Below are 20,116 nucleotides of genomic sequence, written 5' to 3'. Positions count from 1 at the left end.
CGATGAGGTGGGGTAACGATGAACGCGCCGTACGACGGTGACCGCGGTCAGGGCGCGGCCGGCTCCGGTTACCCCGAGCCGACGCCCGAGCCCGGACAGGTGCCGCCGCAGCACGCTGCGGACATGTACCTCCAGGACGCCTACGACCAGGACCCCTACCGGGACCACGATCTCGCCGCCCAGGACCCGGTCGCCGAGGCGCTCTACGACCGTGCCGCGCACCCCCCGCCGCCGCCGGGCACGTACGAGCAGCAGCAGCCGCTGTACGGCGCGCCGGCCCAGTCGCCCTACCCTCCCGACCCGCGCGTGTGGGCGCAGACCCCGGCGCCGGAACCGGAGGGATCGGCCCAGTACCTGCCGTACGGTGACGACCCCCGTACGACCCAGTTCGTGGGCGTGGACGACCTGGTGACGCACTCCGGCGAGGAGTACCACCAGCCCGACGCCTTCGCGCACCTCTTCCGGGACCAGCAGCAGGGCGGTGCGCCCGCGCCGATGGACCCCCCGGCCGTTCCCGGCCCGGCTGCCGGGCCGGGCCCCGGGCAGAGCCCTGCGGCTCCGTACCCGGCGCCGCCGCACGCCCAGAGCCCGCAGTACGCGAACCAGTACGCCGAGACGCCGTACCAGACCGGTCCGCCCGCAGCTGGACAACCGGTCCAGCCGCCGGTGCCGGCCCCGGCCGCGGCTCCCGAGCCCACCGGTCCGTCCGCTCCCGCGGAGGCCTCCGCACCCGCCGCTCCCGCCCCGAAGAAGGGCGGGAAGGCCGGCGGGCTGCTCAAGTCCAGCGCGGTCATGGCGGCGGGCACGATGGTGTCCCGGCTCACCGGTTTCATCCGCTCCGCGCTGATCGCCGCCGCGCTGGGCCTCGGCTTCCTCGCCGACTCCTTCCAGGTGGCCTACCAGCTGCCGACGATGATCTACATCCTCACGGTCGGCGGCGGTCTCAACTCCGTCTTCGTGCCCCAGCTGGTGCGCTCGATGAAGGAGGACGAGGACGGCGGCGAGGCCTTCGCCAACCGGCTGCTGACCCTCGTGATGGTGGCCCTGGCCGCGCTGACCGCTCTCGCGATGCTCGCGGCGCCGCTGCTGGTGCGGGCACTGTCTCCCACCATCGCCGACAACCCTGCGGCCAACGACGTCGCGGTCACCTTCACTCGCTACTTCCTGCCCTCGATCTTCTTCATGGGCATCCACGTGGTGATGGGTCAGATCCTGAACGCGCGCGGGAAGTTCGGCGCGATGATGTGGACGCCGGTCCTGAACAACATCGTCATCATCATCTCGCTCGGCGCGTTCATCTGGGTCTACGGCACCGCAGCCAACTCCCACCTGGCCGTCACCAACATCCCGCCGCAGGGTCAGCGACTGCTCGGTGTCGGTGTGCTGCTCGGCCTGGTCGTCCAGGCCCTCGCGATGATCCCCTACCTGCGCGAGACCGGATTCCGGATCCGGCTGCGCTTCGACTGGAAGGGCCATGGCCTGGGCAAGGCCGCGATGCTCGCCAAGTGGACGATCCTGTTCGTCCTCGCCAACCAGGTGGGCGCCATGGTCGTGACGCAGCTCTCCACCGCTGCCGGCGACGCCTCCGGTGTCAAGGGCACCGGCTTCGCCGCCTACGCCAACGCCCAGCTGATCTGGGGCCTGCCGCAGGCCATCATCACGGTGTCCCTCATGGCCGCGCTGCTGCCACGCATCTCCCGCTCGGCCTCCGAAGGTGACGGCGGCGCCGTCCGCGACGACATCTCCCAGGGCCTGCGCACCACCGCGGTCGCCATCGTGCCCATCGCCTTCGGTTTCCTCTCGCTCGGCATCCCGATGTGCACGCTGATCTTCGGCTCGGCGGGCACCGGCTCAGCCGTCAACATGGGTTACATGCTGATGGCCTTCGCCCTCGGTCTGATCCCGTACTCGGTGCAGTACGTGGTCCTGCGCGCCTTCTACGCCTACGAAGACACCCGGACGCCCTTCTACAACACCGTCATCGTGGCGGCGGTCAACGCGTGCGCCTCCGGGCTCTGCTACCTCCTGCTGCCGTCCCGCTGGGCGGTCGCGGGCATGGCCGCCGCGTACGGCCTCGCCTACGCGATCGGTGTGGGCGTCGCCTGGCGGAGGCTGCGCAAGAGGCTCGGTGGTGACCTGGACGGCGCACGGGTGCTGCGGACGTACGCGCGGCTCGGCATCGCCTCGGTGCCGGCGGCCCTGCTCAGCGGTGCGGCCTGCTACGGCATCGGGCACACTCTCGGCCAGGGCGTCGTCGGCTCCTTCGCGGCGCTGGTCGTCGGCGGTGCGGTCCTGTTCGGCGTCTTCTTCGTGGCAGCCCGCCGGATGCGGATCGACGAACTCAACTCGCTCGTGGGCATGGTGCGCGGGCGCCTGGGTCGCTGAGTCGGGGGTAGGCGCACAACCATCGTCCGCAGCTGTGTGTCGTGCATAGCGGCAGACTGTGGGCACAATTGGATTCGGCGTCGGACAGCGTGCAACGGATGGGGAGGCAGGGACGACGGTGGCGGAACGGAGCACGGCTGCCGTCGACGTGGCAGACAACAGCGGCGAGCAGCCGCTGACCGCCAAGGCGGACCAGTCCACGGCCGACGGGGTGGCCCAGAACCCGGAGCGGGACACGGACAGCGAGGGGCAGGGGAGCGGCGGAACGGACGGTCACGGAAAGAAGGCCTCACCGCCGGAACTGCACAGCGGTCACAAACTCGCCAGACGCTACCGTCTCGAGGAGTGCGTCACCCGTCTGGACGGATTCAGCAGCTGGCGTGCGGTCGACGAGAAACTCCGTCGCGCCGTCGGCGTCCACATCCTGCCCGCGGACCATACGCGGGCCCGGTCGGTACTGGCCGCCGCGCGTTCCTCGGCGCTGCTCGGCGATCCGCGCTTCGTCCAGGTGCTGGATGCCGTCGAGGAGAACGACCTCGTCTACGTCGTGCACGAATGGCTGCCCGACGCGACCGAACTGACCGCACTGCTGGCGGCCGGCCCGCTGGAGCCGCACGACGCCTACCAGATGGTCAGTCAGGTCGCCTCCGCCATGGCCGCCGCACACCGCGAGGGCCTCGCCCATCTGCGGCTGAACCCGAACGCGGTCCTGCGCGCCTCCACCGGTCAGTGGCGCATCCGCGGCCTCGCCGTGAACGCGGCGCTGCGCGGTATCAGTTCCGACACCCCGCAGCGCACCGACACCGAGTCGATCGGCGCCCTGCTGTACGCGGCGCTGACCCAGCGCTGGCCGTACGAGAACGACGCCTACGGCCTGTCCGGCCTGCCCAAGGACATCGGCCTCATCGCCCCGGACCAGGTGCGCGCCGGGGTCCACCGCGGCCTGTCCGAACTCGCCATGCGCGCCCTCGTCAACGACGGGGCCACCGCGTCCCGGCACGAGGCTCCGTGCACGACGCCGGAGGAACTGGTCAAGGCGATCGGCGAGATGCCCCGCATCCGCCCGCCGGAGCCGGCGTTCACGGCCCCGCCGGAGTACCAGCGCACGACGTATCAGCAGGGCACGTACGGCCGCCCTGCAGCGCGCCATGGTGCCACGCAGCCGATCGCGGCCCCGCCGCCCCCGCTGCAGAGCCGCACCGGCAAGGCGCTGAAGTGGGCTGTCTCGGCGCTCCTCATCGCCGCGCTGGGCCTGGGCAGCTGGCAGCTGGCGGACGCCCTGATGGGCCAGGGCGACAAGTCGGACGACACCAACAAGACGCAGGTCCAGGACGGCGGGGACAAGAACGCCGCAAAGCCGAAGACCGCGCCAATAAAGATCGTCAACAGCCAGGAGTTCGTCGCCGAGGGCGACCCCCAGCACCCCAACGATGTCACCAAGACCTACGACCACAACGCGTCGACGTACTGGAGGACCAAAACCTTCACCGAAGGCCCCTCGATCGCGCCGCTCAAGCCGGGTGTCGGCATCGTCTACGACCTCGGTTCGGCGAAGAATCTCAGCACGGCCACCCTGGACCTTCGTTACGGCGGCAACCACACGACCGTCGAGTTGTACGCGGCCGACGCGCTGGCGCCGGCATCACTCGACTCGATGAAGCAGATCGGCAGCGTCACAACCTCGGGTAGTACCGCTACGGTGAAGGTCACCAAGTCGGTGAAGACGCAATACGTCCTCGTGTGGCTGACCGCTGTGCCGTACTCGGGTCCGGACTCGGTCACGTATTCCCAGGCCGGCTTCAAGCAGGCCATCGGCGAAGTGCGGTTCACGGGCTGACGTCTCACCCGAACCGGAGGGGGCAGATGGCGGAGGGCGCCGGATACGACGGAGTGAGCGACCAGGACCTGCTCGCCCGCCATGTGGAAGGCGACCCCGATGCCTTCGGTGAGATCGTGCGGCGGCATCGGGACCGGCTCTGGGCGGTGGCGCTGCGGACGCTGGGGGACCGGGAGGAGGCCGCTGACGCGGTCCAGGACGCGCTGGTGTCCGCCTACCGGGCCGCGCACACCTTCCGGGGGCAGTCGGCCGTCACGACCTGGCTGCATCGCATCACTGTGAACGCCTGCCTGGACCGGGCCCGCAAGGCCGCCTCCAGGAAGACCGCCCCGGTCGACGACACCGAGCGGCTGGAGCAGCTGCTGGAGCCGCACGAGTCGGCTTCCGCTCCCGCCGAGCGGAACGATGTGCACCGCCAGCTCCTCGAGGCGCTCGGCACGCTTCCGTACGAGCAGCGTGCGGCTCTGGTCCTCGTGGACATGCAGGGTTACCCCGTGGCCGAGGCCGCCCGGATCCTCGATGTGCCCACGGGGACGGTGAAGAGCCGGTGCGCCCGAGGCCGGGCCAGACTTCTTCCGCTGCTCACCCATCTGCGGCCCGGAAGCACTGGTGACGAAAAGGAACCCGGGCCGGGACGGAACCGGGTGGAAGGGAAATCCGTCCCACCTGCGACAGATCCTCATGACAAGGGTCCGGGACGTACGGGTCCGAGCGATTCAACCGTAGTGAAGGGCGGAGGTGGGCGAGCGTGACTTCCTCGACTGACACGGCCGAGCACCCGGACGTCGCCGAGATCTCCGACCTCACCGAAGGCCTCCTCCCACCGGACCGAAGCACGGAGGTACGGCGCCACCTGGAAGGGTGCGAGCTGTGCGCGGACGTGCATGCCTCGCTGGAGGAGATCCGGGGGCTGCTCGGCACCATGCCGGGCCCGCCGCGGATGCCGGCGGATGTCTCCGGGCGTATCGATGCCGCCCTCGCCGCCGAAGCACTGTTGGCCTCCACCGCACCTGAAGCTCTGGACGCACCTCTCCTGGTTTCCGAAGAGCCGGCACGCACCGGCGGTCGTGTTTCACGTGAAACATCGGTCCCGTCGGACCGCCCCCTCGGGCGCCCCAGCGGATCTACCGGCCCGGGGCGGAAGGGGCGCGAGCGCGGTCGGCGCCGCAGGACCGTCGCCCTGGGTGCCGTTCTCACCGCCGCCGTCCTGGGGGCCGGGTCCCTCGTCCTCCAGTCACTCGTCAGCGGTGGCTCCAACACAACGGCTCACGGCCGGCCGACACCGACCGCCAGCACGTTCTCCGGGGACAGCGTGCAGAGCCAGGTGAAGGATCTGCTCGCCACGAAGAAGGGCACGGAGCGAGGCTCCGAGAGCCAGCGGCCGCGCTCGGGCGTCGAATCCGAGCAGAACACCCCCGGGTCCACGCAGAGCGCGAACACCCTGATCCAGACGCAGCCCTCGGTTCCCGACTGCGTCCGGAAGGCGATCAACAGCAGCGACGACGTCCTCGGCGCCAAGACCGGCACCTATGCCGGCAGGAGCGCCTATCTCGTCGTGATGCCCGACGACGGCGACAGCGCCCGGGTCACGGCCTATGTCGTCGACGCGGACTGCGTCCACCAGGCCCCCTCGTCCGTCGGCAAGGTCCTGCTCAAGCAGTCCCTCCCTCGAACCTGAGTCCGGGGAGGATTCGTCTCCGTCTGTGCGGTCATCCGTACCGTGTGCGATACGCGTGTGCCCGGACACAGCGGGAATGCGCGCCCCTTAGGATCCGTTGGGTGGGGTGAGAGTTCCGAAAGGGGCTCCCACCGGTCGACTGACGCAGACCAGAGACGAGGAACCAAGCCGTGAGCGACGTCCGTAACGTGATCATCATCGGCTCCGGGCCGGCAGGCTACACGGCGGCGCTCTACACCGCGCGCGCCTCGCTGAAGCCCCTGGTGTTCGAGGGGGCCGTCACCGCCGGTGGCGCGCTGATGAACACCACCGAGGTGGAGAACTTCCCGGGCTTCCGCGACGGCATCATGGGGCCTGAGCTGATGGACAACATGCGGGCGCAGGCCGAGCGCTTCGGCGCCGAGCTGATCCCGGACGACATCGTCTCCGTCGACCTGACCGGTGAGATCAAGACCGTCACCGACACCGCGGGCACGGTTCACCGGGCGAAGGCCGTCATCGTCACCACCGGCTCCCAGCACCGCAAGCTCGCCCTCCCGAACGAGGACGCGCTCTCCGGCCGGGGTGTCTCCTGGTGCGCCACCTGTGACGGGTTCTTCTTCAAGGACCAGGACATCGCCGTGATCGGCGGTGGCGACACCGCGATGGAGGAGGCCACCTTCCTCTCACGGTTCGCCAAGTCCGTGACGATCGTCCACCGCCGTGACACTCTGCGCGCCTCCAAGGCGATGCAGGAGCGTGCCTTCGGCGACCCGAAGATCAAGTTCGTCTGGGACAGCGAGGTTGCCGAGGTTCAGGGCGACCAGAAGCTCTCCGGTCTGAAGCTGCGCAACGTCAAGACCGGCGAGCTCTCCGACCTGCCGGTGACGGGCCTGTTCATCGCGATCGGCCACGACCCGCGCACCGAGCTGTTCAAGGGTCAGCTGGACCTGGACGAGGAGGGCTACCTGAAGGTCGCCGCCCCGTCCACCCGCACCAACCTGACCGGTGTCTTCGCCGCCGGTGACGTGGTCGACCACACCTACCGACAGGCGATCACCGCGGCCGGCACCGGCTGCTCCGCCGCCCTCGACGCCGAGCGCTTCCTCTCCGCCCTCGCGGACGAGGACAAGGCCGAGGCCGCCGCCACCGTCTGACCTTCCTCTTCCCCCGCCCCACCGCAGAAGATAAGGAGCCCACCGTGGCCCTGAAGAGCACGACCGACGCGTCCTTCGACGAGGACGTCCTCAAGAGCGAGAAGCCCGTCCTGGTGGACTTCTGGGCCGACTGGTGCGGCCCGTGCCGCCAGATCGCTCCGTCTCTCGAGGCCATTGCCGCCGAGCACGGCGACAAGATCGAGATCGTCAAGCTGAACATCGACGAGAACCCGGGCACGGCCGCCAAGTACGGCGTCATGTCCATCCCGACCCTCAACGTCTACCAGGGCGGCGAGGTCGTCAAGACGATCGTCGGTGCCAAGCCGAAGGCTGCGCTGGTGCGTGACCTCGACGAGTTCATCGCCGAGTGACGTTTCACGTGAAACACGAATGGGCCAACCCCTCTGGGTTGGCCCATTTGCATGAGGCCTTCGGCTGACACCTACCTCTACAGCGGTCGCAGCACCGGTTCCTTCTGTACGGCTCCCAGCAGCCGGTCGAGCGCCATCTCCACGTCTTCCTTCCAGGAGAGCGTCGAGCGCAGCTCCAGCCGCAGACGAGGGTGCTTGGGATGCTGCCGGACCGTCTTGAAGCCCACGGCCAGGAGATGGTCGGCGGGCAACAGACAGGCGGGCTCTTTCCAGCGGGAGTCACCGAACGCCTCGATCGCCTTGAAGCCCCGACGCAGCAGGTCCTTGGCCACCGTCTGGACCAGCACCCGGCCCAGCCCCTGCCCCTGGTAGCCGGGCATGATGAACGCGGTGATGAGCTGAACGGCATCCGGCGACACCGGACTCGTGGGGAACGCCGTAGAGCGCGGCACGTAGGCCGGCGGCGCATAGAGAACGAAGCCCACGGGGACGTCGTCGACGTAGACCACCCGGCCGCACGATCCCCAGTCCAGCAGGACGGCGGAGATCCAGGACTCCTTCTCCAGCGCGGAGGTGCCCGCCTTCAGCGCGGCTTCGCCGCTGACGGGGTCGAGCTCCCAGAAGACGCACGAGCGACAGCGCTTGGGAAGGTCCTGAAGGTTGTCCAGCGTGAGCGGTACAAGCCGACGCCCCATGAAGGCTGTTCCTCGCTTCCTTCGCCCGCTGCGTCGCGAGCGGCTGTCAGAGCGCTGCGTTCCCTGAGCAGGCTGCCGACGAATCCGCCGACGGCCCCAAGGCCCAAGCCAGCGCTCACCAGTCCGGTGCGGCTCATCGATCGCATGGCCCCTGTCTCCCCACTCAGAGATCCGCCAGGTGGATGCGCCTACCCCATCCGCATCGTATCCACGAAGCGATTCCCTCGATACCTGCCTCAAAGCAAAGAGCGGACCGCCTTCCGGTACGCACCGGATGCGATCCGCTCCCCTGCACCCCTTCGGCGGGACCGCCGGAGGTTCAGTCGTCCTGCTCCTCGGAGTCGCCGTCGTGGAGACCCTTCTGCAGAACCGGCCCCTCGCCCGGGGCGAGGCTGCCGAGGATCCGCTCAAGGTCCTCCATGGAGGCGAACTCGACGGTGATCTTGCCCTTCTTCTGACCGAGGTCGACTTTCACCCGGGTCTCGAAGCGGTCCGACAGACGGGTGGCAAGCTCGCTCAGCGCCGGGGAGACCCGGGCACCGGCCCGCGGGCCCTTGGAGCGCTGGGTCGTCTGGGGCCGCGAACCCATCAGGGTCACGATCTCCTCGACGGCCCGCACCGAGAGGCCCTCGGCCACGATGCGATGCGCCAGCCGGTCCTGCTCGTCCGAGTCCTCGACGGACAGCAGCGCCCGGGCGTGACCGGCGGAGAGGACCCCGGCGGCGACCCTGCGCTGGACCGCCGGCGACAGCTTCAGCAGCCGCAGGGTGTTGGAGACCTGCGGGCGGGAGCGCCCGATGCGGTCCGCCAGCTGGTCGTGCGTGCAGTTGAAGTCCTTCAGCAGCTGGTCGTAGGCGGCGGCCTCTTCCAGTGGGTTCAGCTGCGCCCGGTGCAGGTTCTCCAGCAGGGCGTCCAGGAGGAGCTTCTCGTCATCGGTGGCCCGGACGATCGCCGGGATGGCCTCGAGGCCGGCCTCACGGCAGGCCCGCCAGCGGCGCTCACCCATGATCAGCTCATAGCGGCCGGAACTCAGCTGTCGTACGACGACAGGCTGGAGGAGACCGACCTCCTTGATGGAGGTGACCAGCTCCTGCAGCGCGTCCTCGTCGAAGACCTCACGCGGCTGGCGCGGGTTCGGCGTGATGGCGTCGAGGGGCAGCTCGGCGAAGTGGGCGCCCACCGGAGGCGCGGGAGCCTCCGCGGCAGGGCTCACCGAGGGCTCCTCGGTTTCATGTGAAACAGGCGGCAGCGTGGCCACCTTCGCCGCGGCCACGCCACGGTCGGTCGTCAGCACCGGGACCGCTGCCGGGGACGTGGACGTTCCACTCCCCATCGCGGCCGGGGCCGGGTTCTTCTCGGTCGGGGCAGCAGGGATCAGCGCGCCGAGTCCACGGCCCAGCCCCCTCCGTCGCTCGCTCACTGGATCCCCTCCACCATGCTCGGGTCGTTCTGGGCGCCGATGTGGGCCTGGCTGCCGTCATAGCTGATGCCAATGCCCTTCAGCGCGATTTCTCGGGCCGCCTCAAGATAGGAGAGGGCACCGCTCGATCCAGGATCGTAAGTCAGCACCGTCTGCCCGTAGCTCGGCGCCTCGGAGATACGGACCGAGCGGGGAATGCTCGTCCGCAGCACCTCGTCACCGAAGTGGGTGCGCACCTCTTCCGCGACCTGCGAGGCGAGACGCGTCCGGCCGTCGTACATAGTGAGCAGGATGGTCGACACATGCAAGGTGGGGTTGAGGTGCCCCCGCACCAGGTCGACGTTGCGAAGCAGCTGGCCCAGTCCCTCCAGCGCGTAGTACTCGCACTGGATGGGGATGAGGACCTCCTGGCCCGCGACGAGCGCGTTGACCGTCAGCAGGCCAAGCGAAGGCGGGCAGTCGATGAGGATGTAGTCCAACGGCTGCTCGTACGCCTGGATCGCGCGCTGCAGCCGGCTCTCACGGGCCACCAGGGACACCAGCTCGATCTCCGCACCGGCGAGATCGATGGTGGCGGGGGCACAGAAGAGGCCTTCAACATCGGGGACGGGCTGGACGACCTCGGCGAGCGGCCTGCTCTCCACCAACACGTCATAGATCGACGGCACTTCCGCGTGATGATCGATACCCAGCGCCGTGGACGCATTGCCCTGCGGGTCGAGGTCGATCACCAGAACGCGGGCGCCATGCAGAGCCAGCGAAGCGGCAAGGTTGACGGTCGTCGTGGTCTTGCCCACGCCGCCCTTCTGGTTGGCGACCACGATGACTCGGGTCTGCTCGGGGCGCGGCAGGCCTTCACCGGCGCGGCCCAGAGCCTCCACCGCCAGTTGGGCAGCGCGACCGATGGGAGTGTCGTCCATCGGGGGCGGTGTTTCACGTGAAACATCCGCCCCCATCGACTCGGTACGGGGACCGGGGACCGGATCGGTCATCGGTCCCGCGATGTTGGCGTCGGACCGCACGGATTCACTCTCCTCGACTTCAGGCTCGCAATGAACAGAGCCTCCCATGTCTTCGGGGTCGTGAACCAGTGAGGCCTGGTGTTCTGTGGAGAAATCCACCTCTGTGGACAACTCCGGTGCCTCCCCGAGTGAACCGAGAGGCTTCCGGTCGCGAGGTTCGGCCGCGGCGCGGCCACGACTGATGATGCCGTGCAGCAGTGAGCGACGTTTCACGTGAAACACGATGCACAGCAACGGCGGCCGGATCTTCGCGACACTCCGGCTTGCGTACGTTTGGCAGCTTGTGTGGAGTACGTCTCGTCGTCAGGGCGGTTCAGAGACGCCTGCCTCCGAGGCCGGCAACGCCGATCTCGCGTATCAGCGACGTCGCCGTGCCCGCCCCGTCCGGGCCGCCTTGGCCCGCTTGGCCGCGAAACGCACACCGCCCGGGCTCTCACCCACCTCGACCCGTACAACCGTGGACGGGGGATCCACCACGCCCTCGCCCACATGCAGGATGGAGGTGGACACCGCACCGAGCTTGCTGAGCGCGGTAGCCGCCGCCTTCAGCTCCTCCTCGGCAGTGTCCCCCTTGAGCGCGAGCATCTCGCCGTACGGGCGCAGCAGCGGAATGCCCCAGGTGGCCAGACGGTCCAGCGGGGCCACGGCACGGGCCGTCACCACATGGACCGGCGGCAGCTTGCCCATGACCTCCTCGGCCCGGCCGCGCACCACGGTGACGTGATCCAGACCCAGCAGCTCGACGACCTCGGTGAGGAAGGTGGTGCGCCGCAGCAGGGGCTCCAACAGCGTGATGTTCAGGTCGTCCCGGACCAGGGCCAGCGGAATGCCCGGCAGGCCGGCGCCCGAGCCGACGTCGCACACCGTCACTCCCTCGGGGACCGCCTCCGAGAGCACCGCGCAGTTCAGCAGGTGCCGCTCCCACAGGCGGGGCACTTCGCGTGGGCCGATCAGGCCACGCTGCACGCCCGCCTCGGCGAGCAGCTCCGCATAGCGGACCGCATCGGCGAAGCGATCACCAAACACTTCCCGCGCCTGCTCGGGCGCGGGGGGAAGCTCCGCTGCCTCCGTCACGGGGACCGTCCTTCCGTACAGCGCCGGTGCTCCGCGCACCGACCACCAGAACTACCAGGCTGACAAAGTTCGGCCCCGTCTGCGGGCAGACGGGGCCGGTGAAACGTGAGGGACCTATCAGGCGGGCAGCACGACGACGAACCGCTGCGGCTCCTCGCCCTCCGACTCGCTGCGCAGCCCGGCGGCCTTGACCGCGTCGTGGACGACCTTGCGCTCGAACGGGGTCATCGGCTTGAGCTTCACGGGCTCGCCGGTGTTCTTGACCTCGGCGGCGGCCTTGGCGCCCAGCTCGGACAGCTCGGTGCGCTTCTTGGCGCGGTAGCCCGCGATGTCCAGCATCAGACGGCTGCGGTCGCCGGTCTCCCGGTGCACAGCCAGGCGCGTCAGCTCCTGCAGCGCCTCCAGCACCTCGCCGTCGCGGCCGACCAGCTTCTGCAGGTCGCGGCTACTGGTGTCGCTGATGATCGACACGGAGGCGCGGTCGGCCTCGACATCCATGTCGATGTCGCCGTCGAGGTCGGCGATGTCCAGCAGACCCTCCAGGTAGTCCGCCGCGATCTCGCCCTCCTGCTCCAGGCGGGTGAGGGTGTCTGCACCCTCGGCAGCGGCGGAGGTGGTGCCTTCCGTCACGGGATGGGCTCCTTCTTACTTCTTGGACGGGGACTTGGGCCGCTGCGGGCCACCCTTGCGCTGGCCGGACTGGGCCTTGCTGCGGGTGCCGGAGCCGGGCTTCTGAGGCTGCTTGGCAGCAGCGGGCTTGGCGTCCTGCGGCTCGTCGGCGTCGGACTTCTCCAGCGAGGTGTTCGACGTCTCGTCGTCCGCCTGCTTGGTCCCGCCCGACTGGCGCTGCGCCTTGCTCTGACGCTTGGGCTGCTGGCGCCGGGCGGCGGCGGTGGCCGTCGTCGTGCCGTCCTCGGCCTGCGCCACGGCCTGGCTCTCGCTCTTCACCACGGCGCCGTCGGTCTGGGCCGCGAGGCCCGCCTTGCTCAGGCCGTTGATGAACTTGCGCTCGAACTCGTTGCGGTCGCGGCCCTTGGCGACGATCGCCTTGACGATGGTCTTCTCGCTGCGGCGACGGATCTTGCCGTGGTGCGTGACGTGCTTGGTGAGGCGCTCCAGGTAGGCGGCCTGGGCCTTGGAACCCGGGGTCGGGTTGTTGTGGATGACGTACATCTGCTGGCCCATGGTCCACACGTTGGTGGTCAGCCAGTAGATCAGGACACCGACCGGGAAGTTGATACCGAAGACGGCGAACATGATGGGGAAGACGTACATCAGCATCTTCTGCTGCTGCATGAACGGCGTCTTCACCGTGGTGTCGACGTTCTTCGTCATCAGCTGGCGCTGCGTGTAGAACTGCGACGCCGACATCATGACGATCATGACCACGGTCACGACGCGAACGTCGACCACCGAGGCGCCCAGCGCGTGGATCGTCTCGGCGCTGTCCTTGAACTTCGCCGCGAGCGGGGCCCCGAAGATGTGCGCCTTACGGGCGCTCTCCAGCAGCGACTGGTTGATGACGCCGATGGTCTGGCCCGACGCAATGCCGTTGAGCACGTGGTACAGGGCGAAGAAGAACGGGGACTGCGCCAGGATGGGAAGGCACGAGGAGAGCGGGTTGGTGCCCGACTCCTTGTACAGCTTCATCATCTCTTCGGACTGACGCTGCTTGTCGTTCTTGTAGCGCTCCTGGATCTTCTTCATCTCGGGCTGGAGCGTCTGCATGGCCCGGGTCGCCTTGATCTGCTTCACGAAGAGCGGGATCAGGCAGATACGGATCAGAATCACGAGGGACACGATCGACAGGCCCCAGGCCCACCCGGTGTCGGGGCCGAAGATGGCGCCGTACACCGTGTGGAACTGGACAATGACCCAGGAGACAGGTGTCGTGATGAAGCTGAAGAGGCTGGCAATCGTGTCCACTAATCATGCTCCTTGGGCATGGGACGAGGTCTCTGCGGCCGGGCTCAAGGGAAGCTCGGAGTGAGGCTTCTCCTCGGTGGCCGGTTCGGCGGCGGAGGTCCCGCCCTTGCGTGCGCGCCAAGCGTCGCGCAGCATTTCGTGCCACCGCGGGCGCTTGCGCGGCGGAACATGGTCCACACCGCCTAGCGACCACGGATTGCACCGGAGGATGCGCCAGGCGGTGAGTGCCGTTCCCTTGATCGCACCGTGCCGGTCGATGGCCGTGTAGCCGTAGTGGGAGCACGACGGGTAGTACTTGCACACCGGCCCCAACAGGGGACTGATCGTCCACTGGTACAGCTTGATCAGAGCCAGTAGCGGGTACTTCATCGCGCGCCCCCTCCCAGCAGCCGCTCGAGGGCGGCATCCAGGTCTCGGGCCAGCTGTGCGTGGTCTGCGTCGCCCGCTCCGGGCAGCGCTCGTACGACTACCAGGCTACCGGGGGCAAACAGGACGACTCGGTCACGCATCAGATGGCGCAGTCTGCGCTTCACTTTGTTGCGCACGACCGCTCCACCCACAGCCTTGCTCACGACGAAACCCGCACGCGTCGGGGGAGCGCTCTCCCCTGGCGCGTGCGGGTCCGTGGCACCGCTACGAAGGTGGACGACGAGGGTCGGACGACCTGCCCGACGACCTCGTCGTACCGCGGTCGCGAAGTCCTCGCGCCGCCTCAGCCGGTTCTCGGTGGGCAGCACGACGTCATGACCTGATCGGGATCAGGCGGACAGGCTGGCGCGACCCTTGGCACGACGGTTCGCGAGAATCGCGCGACCCGCACGGGTGCGCATCCGCAGGCGGAAGCCGTGGGTCTTCGCGCGACGACGGTTGTTCGGCTGGAAGGTGCGCTTGCTCACTCGAGGGCTCCAGAAATCAAATCGGTGGTGGCGGGTGCCGTCTTGGCTGTCACCGTGCGCCCACGAGTAGCTCGCGTCACGCCCGAGTGCACCGCTTCCCGATCACCTGACGTGACCTGTGCCCTTCGGAGGCAGGCGGCAGCAGCCATCGACAACTCGACCTGGTTACGGTACGCGGGGCTACGCCATCCGGTCAAACCGGGGGTCGCCGAGAGACACTATCCACAGGCTGGGGACAACAACTTGAACCGTACCCGCCGCGCTGACTACCGTGGCTGGACTCCGATTCGTTCCCTTATCCCCGCCCGACCCGATTTTCATCCCGACCCGTCCCACAACCACACGTTCGTGGGACCTGTGAGAGAGCGTGCCCTGTGGCTGACGTACCTGCCGATCTTGCCGCAGTGTGGCCACGCGTACTCGAGCAGCTCCTCGGTGAGGGCCGCGGACAGGGTGTCGAGGCGAAGGACGAGCACTGGATCCGGCGCTGCCAGCCGCTCGCGCTGGTCGCGGACACCGCTCTGCTCGCCGTACCGAACGAATTCGCGAAGAACGTACTGGAGGGCCGTCTCGCGCCGATCGTCAGCGAGACCCTGAGCCGCGAGTGCGGCCGCCCCATCCGCATCGCGATCACCGTGGACGACTCCGCGGGCGAGTCGCCGGCCCCGCAGGCACCTCCCGCCCAGCCGCAGCGGCAGCGACAGCCGCGCTACGAGGAGCCGGAGCTGCCCTCCGGACCGTACGAGGGCTACGGCCGGCACCGTGCCGCCGAACCGCTCCCGGGCAACGAGCCGGCCTCCCGCGGGGACCAGCTGCCGACCGCCCGGCCCGCATATCCGTCCGAGTACCAGCGGCCCGCGCCCGGCGCCTGGCCGCGGCCCGGACAGGACGAGTACGGCTGGCAGCAGCAGCGCCTCGGCTTCCCCGAGCGCGACCCGTACGCCTCGCCGTCCCAGGACTCCTACGGCTCCTCGGGGCAGGCCACCTACGACTCGCCGTCCCAGGACTACCGCCCGAAGGGCATGGAGCGCCCGTCGTACGACCAGCAGCGCGGCGACTACGACGCCCCGCGCCCGGAGTACGACCGTCCGGACTACGACCGCTCGGAGTACGAGCGCCCGAACTACGACTCCCGTCCGGACTACGACAATCCGCGCGCGGAGTACGACCAGCGCGACCCCGTCCGCCGTGACCTGCCCGACCAGTCGGCCGGAGCCGGCCCGGTGCACCGCGGCGGTCCCGGCCGCCCGGACCTGCCGGCGGCCGGCGGGAGCGGTGCGCCCGGTCCGCTGGCCGCGAAGCCCGCGCCGGCGAGCGGTCCCGGTGAGCCGACCGCACGACTGAACCCGAAGTACCTCTTCGACACGTTCGTCATCGGCGCCTCCAACCGGTTCGCGCACGCGGCCGCGGTGGCCGTCGCCGAGGCGCCCGCGAAGGCGTACAACCCCCTCTTCATCTATGGGGAGTCGGGGCTCGGCAAGACGCACCTGCTGCACGCGATCGGGCACTACGCGCGCAGCCTCTACCCGGGCACGCGCGTCCGGTACGTGAGCTCCGAGGAGTTCACCAACGAGTTCATCAACTCCATCCGCGACGGCAAGGGCGACAGCTTCCGCAAGCGCTACCGCGAGATGGACATCCTGCTCGTCGACGACATCCAGTTCCTCGCGGACAAGGAGTCGACGCAGGAGGAGTTCTTCCACACGTTCAACACGCTCCACAACGCGAACAAGCAGATCGTGCTCTCCAGCGACCGGCCGCCCAAGCAGCTGGTGACCCTGGAGGACCGGCTGCGGAACCGTTTCGAGTGGGGTCTGATCACCGACGTCCAGCCGCCCGAGCTGGAGACGCGCATCGCGATCCTGCGCAAGAAGGCGGTGCAGGAGCAGCTCAACGCCCCGCCGGAGGTACTGGAGTTCATCGCCTCCCGGATCTCGCGGAACATCCGTGAGCTGGAGGGCGCGCTGATCCGGGTGACGGCGTTCGCCTCGCTCAACCGGCAGCCGGTGGACCTGGGCCTCACCGAGATCGTCCTCAAGGACCTGATCCCCGGGGGCGAGGACTCGACTCCCGAGATCACCGCGTCGGCCATCATGGCGTCGACCGCCGACTACTTCGGCCTCACGGTCGACGACCTGTGCGGCACCTCACGCGGCCGCCAGCTGGTCACGGCCCGCCAGATCGCCATGTACCTGTGCCGTGAGCTCACGGACCTGTCCCTGCCGAAGATCGGCGCGCACTTCGGCGGCCGCGACCACACGACCGTCATGCACGCGGACCGGAAGATCCGCGCGCTGATGGCGGAGCGGCGCTCGATCTACAACCAGGTGACCGAGCTGACGAACCGCATCAAGAACGGCTGACAGCAGCCGCAGGCGACACTGAGGGCGCCCCTGGGGAGGACATCCCGGGGGCGCCTTCTCGCGTCCGAGGCAGCCGCTCTCGCGTCTTCCGGCGGCCGATCTTCGCGACCCTGAGCGCCGGCCATCGCGTCCCCGGCCGCCGTTCTCCGCGACGACCCTGGCGGCCCGTCCTTCACATCCCCAGCGGCCGTTCTTCACGCCCCTGGCCGCCGTCCTTCGCAACGAACCTGGCGGCCGTCCTCCACGTCCCCAGCCGCGACCCTTCGCGTCCCCGGCCGCCATCCTTCGGGTCCCAGGCAGCCGCCGGCCCCCTCATCGCGCCCTGCCGGCGGCTCGTCGCCGCGCCGCGGACGTCCCTCCGCGGCCACCGACTGTTCGATTAAGTGCCTGGTTACGGCCACTCTCCACAGATTCGGTGAGTTTTTTCCGTCCACATCCTGGGGACTGCGGAGTTGTCCCGAACTGCATCCACAGGGAGCCTGAGGAAGCGGCGTCCGCCCAGCTCAGCTGCCTGTGGAATCGTGGACGAACGATCTCCACAGACTGTGGACGAAGCGGAGATCCACAGACTGTGGACGAAGTTTTCCACGGGTAGCCCACAGGCTGAGGCCGGTTGTCCCCAGCGAACCCTGCCTTCTCCACATGGCTGTCCACTGTTCGGCAACGCGACGCACCCTCTCACCGCGTCGAGTGAAAGCCGTCACATGAAGCTGCCAGGTTGGGGTGTGGGAAACGTGGGTAAACCTGGGGACACAGCTGGGGAGAACTGCCCTCGAGCTGTGGGCGGTGTGTGCAGAACTTTCTGTTCTCCACAGAGATCCCTAGTTGTCCACCGCCTCCACCCACAGGGTCAGTGGACAAAATTCGCGCTCTGAGCTGGGCAAACGTGGTTATCCACGGTATCCACAGCCCCTACTACTACTTCCGACTAGAGAGAGCTCGGAATCCGTTTCGAAGCGGGGCCTGTGCACAACTCGCGCTCTCGAGCCCGGCTGCCCCTCGGAGCGACTTGACCCCGACAGGCACCTACTGTCAGTGCGGTGCGTCAGACTGGTCCCCGGTGTCCTGCCCTTCGCAGTGGGCGGTGACACCGAGTCGGAGGACTCAGTAGCAACAGCAGGAGGCGGCTTACGGTGAAGATCCGGGTGGAACGCGACGTACTCGCGGAGGCAGTGGCGTGGGCTGCACGCAGCCTGCCGGCCCGTCCGCCGGCGCCTGTCCTCGCCGGCCTCCTGCTGAAGGCCGAGGACGGCCAGCTGAGCCTGTCGAGCTTCGACTACGAGGTCTCCGCTCGGGTGAGCGTCGAGGCCGAGGTCGAGGAGGAGGGCACGGTCCTCGTCTCCGGCCGGCTGCTCGCCGACATCTCCCGCGCCCTCCCCAACCGCCCGGTGGAGATTTCCACAGACGGTGTACGGGCGACCGTGGTCTGCGGCTCCTCGCGGTTCACACTCCACACCCTGCCTGTGGAGGAGTACCCGGCGCTGCCGCAGATGCCGACCGCGACGGGTACCGTCCCGGGCGAGGTCTTCGCCGCCGCCGTGTCCCAGGTGGCCATCGCCGCCGGGCGTGACGACACCCTGCCCGTCCTCACCGGTGTGCGCATCGAGATCGAGGGCGACACGGTCACCCTGGCCTCCACCGACCGCTACCGCTTCGCGGTCCGCGAGTTCCTGTGGAAGCCGGAGAACCCGGACACCTCGGCGGTCGCCCTGGTCCCGGCCAAGACGCTCCTGGACACCGCCAAGTCGCTCGGTGCGGGCGACAGCGTCACCCTGGCGCTGTCCGGCTCGGGCGCGGGCGAGGGCCTGATCGGTTTCGAGGGCGCGGGCCGTCGTACGACCACGCGTCTGCTCGAGGGAGACCTGCCGAAGTACCGCACGCTGTTCCCGACCGAGTTCAACTCCGTCGCCGTGATCGAGACCGCCCCCTTCGTGGAGGCCGTCAAGCGTGTGGCCCTGGTCGCCGAGCGGAACACCCCGGTGCGGCTGAGCTTCGAGCAGGGCGTGCTGATCCTGGAGGCCGGCTCCAGCGACGACGCACAGGCTGTGGAAAGGGTGGATGCACAGCTGGAGGGCGACGACATCTCGATCGCCTTCAACCCGACGTTCCTGCTGGACGGTCTGAGCGCCATCGACTCCCCGGTGGCCCAGCTGTCGTTCACGACGTCCACCAAGCCCGCGCTGCTCAGTGGCAAGCCGGCGCTGGACGCCGAGGCGGACGAGGCCTACAAGTACCTGATCATGCCGGTGCGGCTCAGCGGCTGAGCCGCAGCCGCCGGTATCCACAGGACAAAGCCCCAGGTGAGGGCATACGTATGAGCGCGTATGCCCACAGCTGTGCGTGAGGGTCCGGGACTAGGCTCGGACCCGGGTACGCAGGTGCCCCACACGCCACACAGCAACCTAAGGAACACAACTGATGGAGCTCGGTCTCGTCGGCCTCGGCAAGATGGGCGGCAACATGCGCGAGCGGATCCGCCGCGCGGGCCACACCGTCATCGGATACGACCGCAACGCCGACCTCGCGGATGTCCACAGCCTGGAAGAGCTTGTGGGCAAGCTCAATGGGCCCCGCGTGGTCTGGGTGATGGTCCCCGCCGGCGAGGCCACGCAGTCCACGGTCGACCAGCTCGGCGAGCTGCTGGAGCCCGGCGACGTGGTCGTGGACGGCGGCAACTCCCGCTGGACGGACGACGAGAGGCACGCCGAGGAGCTGGCCGCCAAGGGCATAGGTTTCGTCGACTGCGGTGTCTCCGGCGGCGTCTGGGGCCTGGAGAACGGGTACGCGCTGATGTACGGCGGCGACGCCGAGAACGTCGCCAAGGTGCAGCCCGTCTTCGACGCGCTCAAGCCGGAGGGCGACTTCGGTTCGGTGCACGCCGGCAAGGTCGGCGCGGGCCACTTCGCGAAGATGGTCCACAACGGCATCGAGTACGCGATGATGCAGGCCTACGCCGAGGGCTGGGAGCTGCTGGAGAAGGTCGACTCCGTGGAGAACGTCCGCGAGGTCTTCCGCTCCTGGCAGGAGGGCACGGTCATCCGCTCCTGGCTGCTCGACCTCGCGGTGAACGCGCTGGACGAGGACGAGCACCTCGGACAGCTGCGCGGTTATGCACAGGACTCCGGTGAGGGACGCTGGACTGTGGAAGCCGCCATCGACAACGCGGTGCCGCTGCCCGCGATCACCGCGTCGCTGTTCGCGCGGTTCGCCTCCCGCCAGGAGGACTCGCCGCAGATGAAGATGATCGCCGCGCTGCGCAACCAGTTCGGCGGCCACGCCGTAGAGAAGAAGTAATCCACAGGGTCGCTCCGCG

Annotated in this window: 18 protein-coding genes; 9 read left to right on the top strand and 9 right to left on the bottom strand. The window is 68.8% G+C overall.

Annotated features, from left to right (window positions below):
- Positions 1-18 precede the first annotated feature (18 nt).
- The 6 genes from murJ (at position 19) to trxA (ending at position 7,407) form a co-directional block, all read left to right on the top strand.
- A complete protein-coding gene (gene murJ / locus ACIRVH_RS15215) occupies positions 19-2,385 on the top strand; it encodes a murein biosynthesis integral membrane protein MurJ (RefSeq protein WP_403952686.1) in 2,367 nt (788 codons plus the stop codon).
- A gap of 118 nt (positions 2,386-2,503) precedes the next feature.
- Complete coding sequence (locus ACIRVH_RS15210; RefSeq protein WP_403952683.1) at positions 2,504-4,222, top strand: serine/threonine protein kinase; 1,719 nt, start codon at positions 2,504-2,506, stop codon at positions 4,220-4,222.
- Between the two features lie 26 nt (positions 4,223-4,248).
- Entirely contained in the window at positions 4,249-4,974 is a 726-nt protein-coding gene (sigM, locus tag ACIRVH_RS15205) for an RNA polymerase sigma factor SigM (RefSeq protein WP_403952681.1), read from the top strand.
- The gene (locus ACIRVH_RS15200; RefSeq protein ID WP_403952679.1) at positions 4,971-5,900 is read left to right on the top strand and encodes an anti-sigma factor family protein; all 930 of its coding nucleotides are present in this window, start codon (positions 4,971-4,973) and stop codon (positions 5,898-5,900) included. Before sigM ends, ACIRVH_RS15200 begins: the two co-directional genes overlap by 4 nt.
- Before the next feature lie 170 nt (positions 5,901-6,070).
- Positions 6,071-7,036, top strand: a complete 966-nt coding sequence (trxB, locus tag ACIRVH_RS15195; protein ID WP_403952676.1) for a thioredoxin-disulfide reductase — start codon at positions 6,071-6,073, stop codon at positions 7,034-7,036.
- 44 nt (positions 7,037-7,080) lie between these two features.
- Positions 7,081-7,407, top strand: coding sequence for a thioredoxin (trxA, locus tag ACIRVH_RS15190; RefSeq protein ID WP_403952674.1), 327 nt, complete (start codon positions 7,081-7,083; stop codon positions 7,405-7,407).
- Positions 7,408-7,484: 77 nt separating this feature from the next.
- Here trxA and ACIRVH_RS15185 read toward each other — a convergent pair whose 3' ends face one another.
- From ACIRVH_RS15185 to rpmH, 9 genes are all read right to left on the bottom strand, one after another.
- The gene (locus ACIRVH_RS15185) at positions 7,485-8,102 is read right to left on the bottom strand and encodes a GNAT family N-acetyltransferase (RefSeq protein WP_403952671.1); all 618 of its coding nucleotides are present in this window, start codon (positions 8,100-8,102) and stop codon (positions 7,485-7,487) included.
- Between the two features lie 319 nt (positions 8,103-8,421).
- A complete protein-coding gene (locus ACIRVH_RS15180) occupies positions 8,422-9,522 on the bottom strand; it encodes a ParB/RepB/Spo0J family partition protein (RefSeq protein WP_403952668.1) in 1,101 nt (366 codons plus the stop codon).
- Positions 9,519-10,592 carry a ParA family protein gene (locus tag ACIRVH_RS15175; protein ID WP_403953039.1) on the bottom strand — a complete coding sequence of 358 codons (1,074 nt, stop codon included), beginning with the start codon at positions 10,590-10,592 and terminating at the stop codon, positions 9,519-9,521. Before ACIRVH_RS15175 ends, ACIRVH_RS15180 begins: the two co-directional genes overlap by 4 nt.
- 309 nt (positions 10,593-10,901) lie before the next feature.
- Positions 10,902-11,618, bottom strand: coding sequence for a 16S rRNA (guanine(527)-N(7))-methyltransferase RsmG (rsmG, locus tag ACIRVH_RS15170; RefSeq protein ID WP_403952665.1), 717 nt, complete (start codon positions 11,616-11,618; stop codon positions 10,902-10,904).
- 117 nt (positions 11,619-11,735) lie between these two features.
- The gene (locus ACIRVH_RS15165) at positions 11,736-12,248 is read right to left on the bottom strand and encodes a protein jag (RefSeq protein WP_393474735.1); all 513 of its coding nucleotides are present in this window, start codon (positions 12,246-12,248) and stop codon (positions 11,736-11,738) included.
- Between the two features lie 15 nt (positions 12,249-12,263).
- Positions 12,264-13,544: a membrane protein insertase YidC gene (yidC, locus tag ACIRVH_RS15160; RefSeq protein WP_403952662.1), complete on the bottom strand. Its 1,281-nt coding sequence runs from the start codon at positions 13,542-13,544 to the stop codon at positions 12,264-12,266.
- 3 nt (positions 13,545-13,547) lie between these two features.
- Positions 13,548-13,913, bottom strand: coding sequence for a membrane protein insertion efficiency factor YidD (gene yidD, locus ACIRVH_RS15155; RefSeq protein WP_403952659.1), 366 nt, complete (start codon positions 13,911-13,913; stop codon positions 13,548-13,550).
- Complete coding sequence (gene rnpA, locus ACIRVH_RS15150) at positions 13,910-14,281, bottom strand: ribonuclease P protein component (protein ID WP_389179025.1); 372 nt, start codon at positions 14,279-14,281, stop codon at positions 13,910-13,912. The genes yidD and rnpA overlap by 4 nt, the downstream gene beginning before the upstream one ends.
- Positions 14,282-14,302: 21 nt before the next feature.
- Positions 14,303-14,440, bottom strand: a complete 138-nt coding sequence (rpmH, locus tag ACIRVH_RS15145) for a 50S ribosomal protein L34 (protein WP_015659252.1) — start codon at positions 14,438-14,440, stop codon at positions 14,303-14,305.
- A 374-nt stretch (positions 14,441-14,814) separates the two neighbouring features.
- On the opposite strand from rpmH, the gene dnaA reads away from it, so the two are divergent.
- The 3 genes from dnaA to gnd all read left to right on the top strand — a co-directional run bounded on the left by dnaA (position 14,815) and on the right by gnd (position 20,097).
- Entirely contained in the window at positions 14,815-16,803 is a 1,989-nt protein-coding gene (gene dnaA, locus ACIRVH_RS15140) for a chromosomal replication initiator protein DnaA (protein ID WP_403952656.1), read from the top strand.
- Between the two features lie 1,133 nt (positions 16,804-17,936).
- A complete protein-coding gene (dnaN, locus tag ACIRVH_RS15135; protein WP_403952653.1) occupies positions 17,937-19,067 on the top strand; it encodes a DNA polymerase III subunit beta in 1,131 nt (376 codons plus the stop codon).
- A 154-nt stretch (positions 19,068-19,221) separates the two neighbouring features.
- Entirely contained in the window at positions 19,222-20,097 is an 876-nt protein-coding gene (gene gnd, locus ACIRVH_RS15130; RefSeq protein ID WP_403952650.1) for a phosphogluconate dehydrogenase (NAD(+)-dependent, decarboxylating), read from the top strand.
- The last annotated feature ends 19 nt before the right edge of the window (positions 20,098-20,116 follow it).

It is taken from the genome of Streptomyces sp. NPDC101165 (genome assembly GCF_044768135.1).
Classification (GTDB): domain Bacteria; phylum Actinomycetota; class Actinomycetes; order Streptomycetales; family Streptomycetaceae; genus Streptomyces.
The sequence above is the reverse complement of the archived record's forward strand: the minus strand, read 5'-3'. Positions and strand labels throughout refer to the sequence as shown.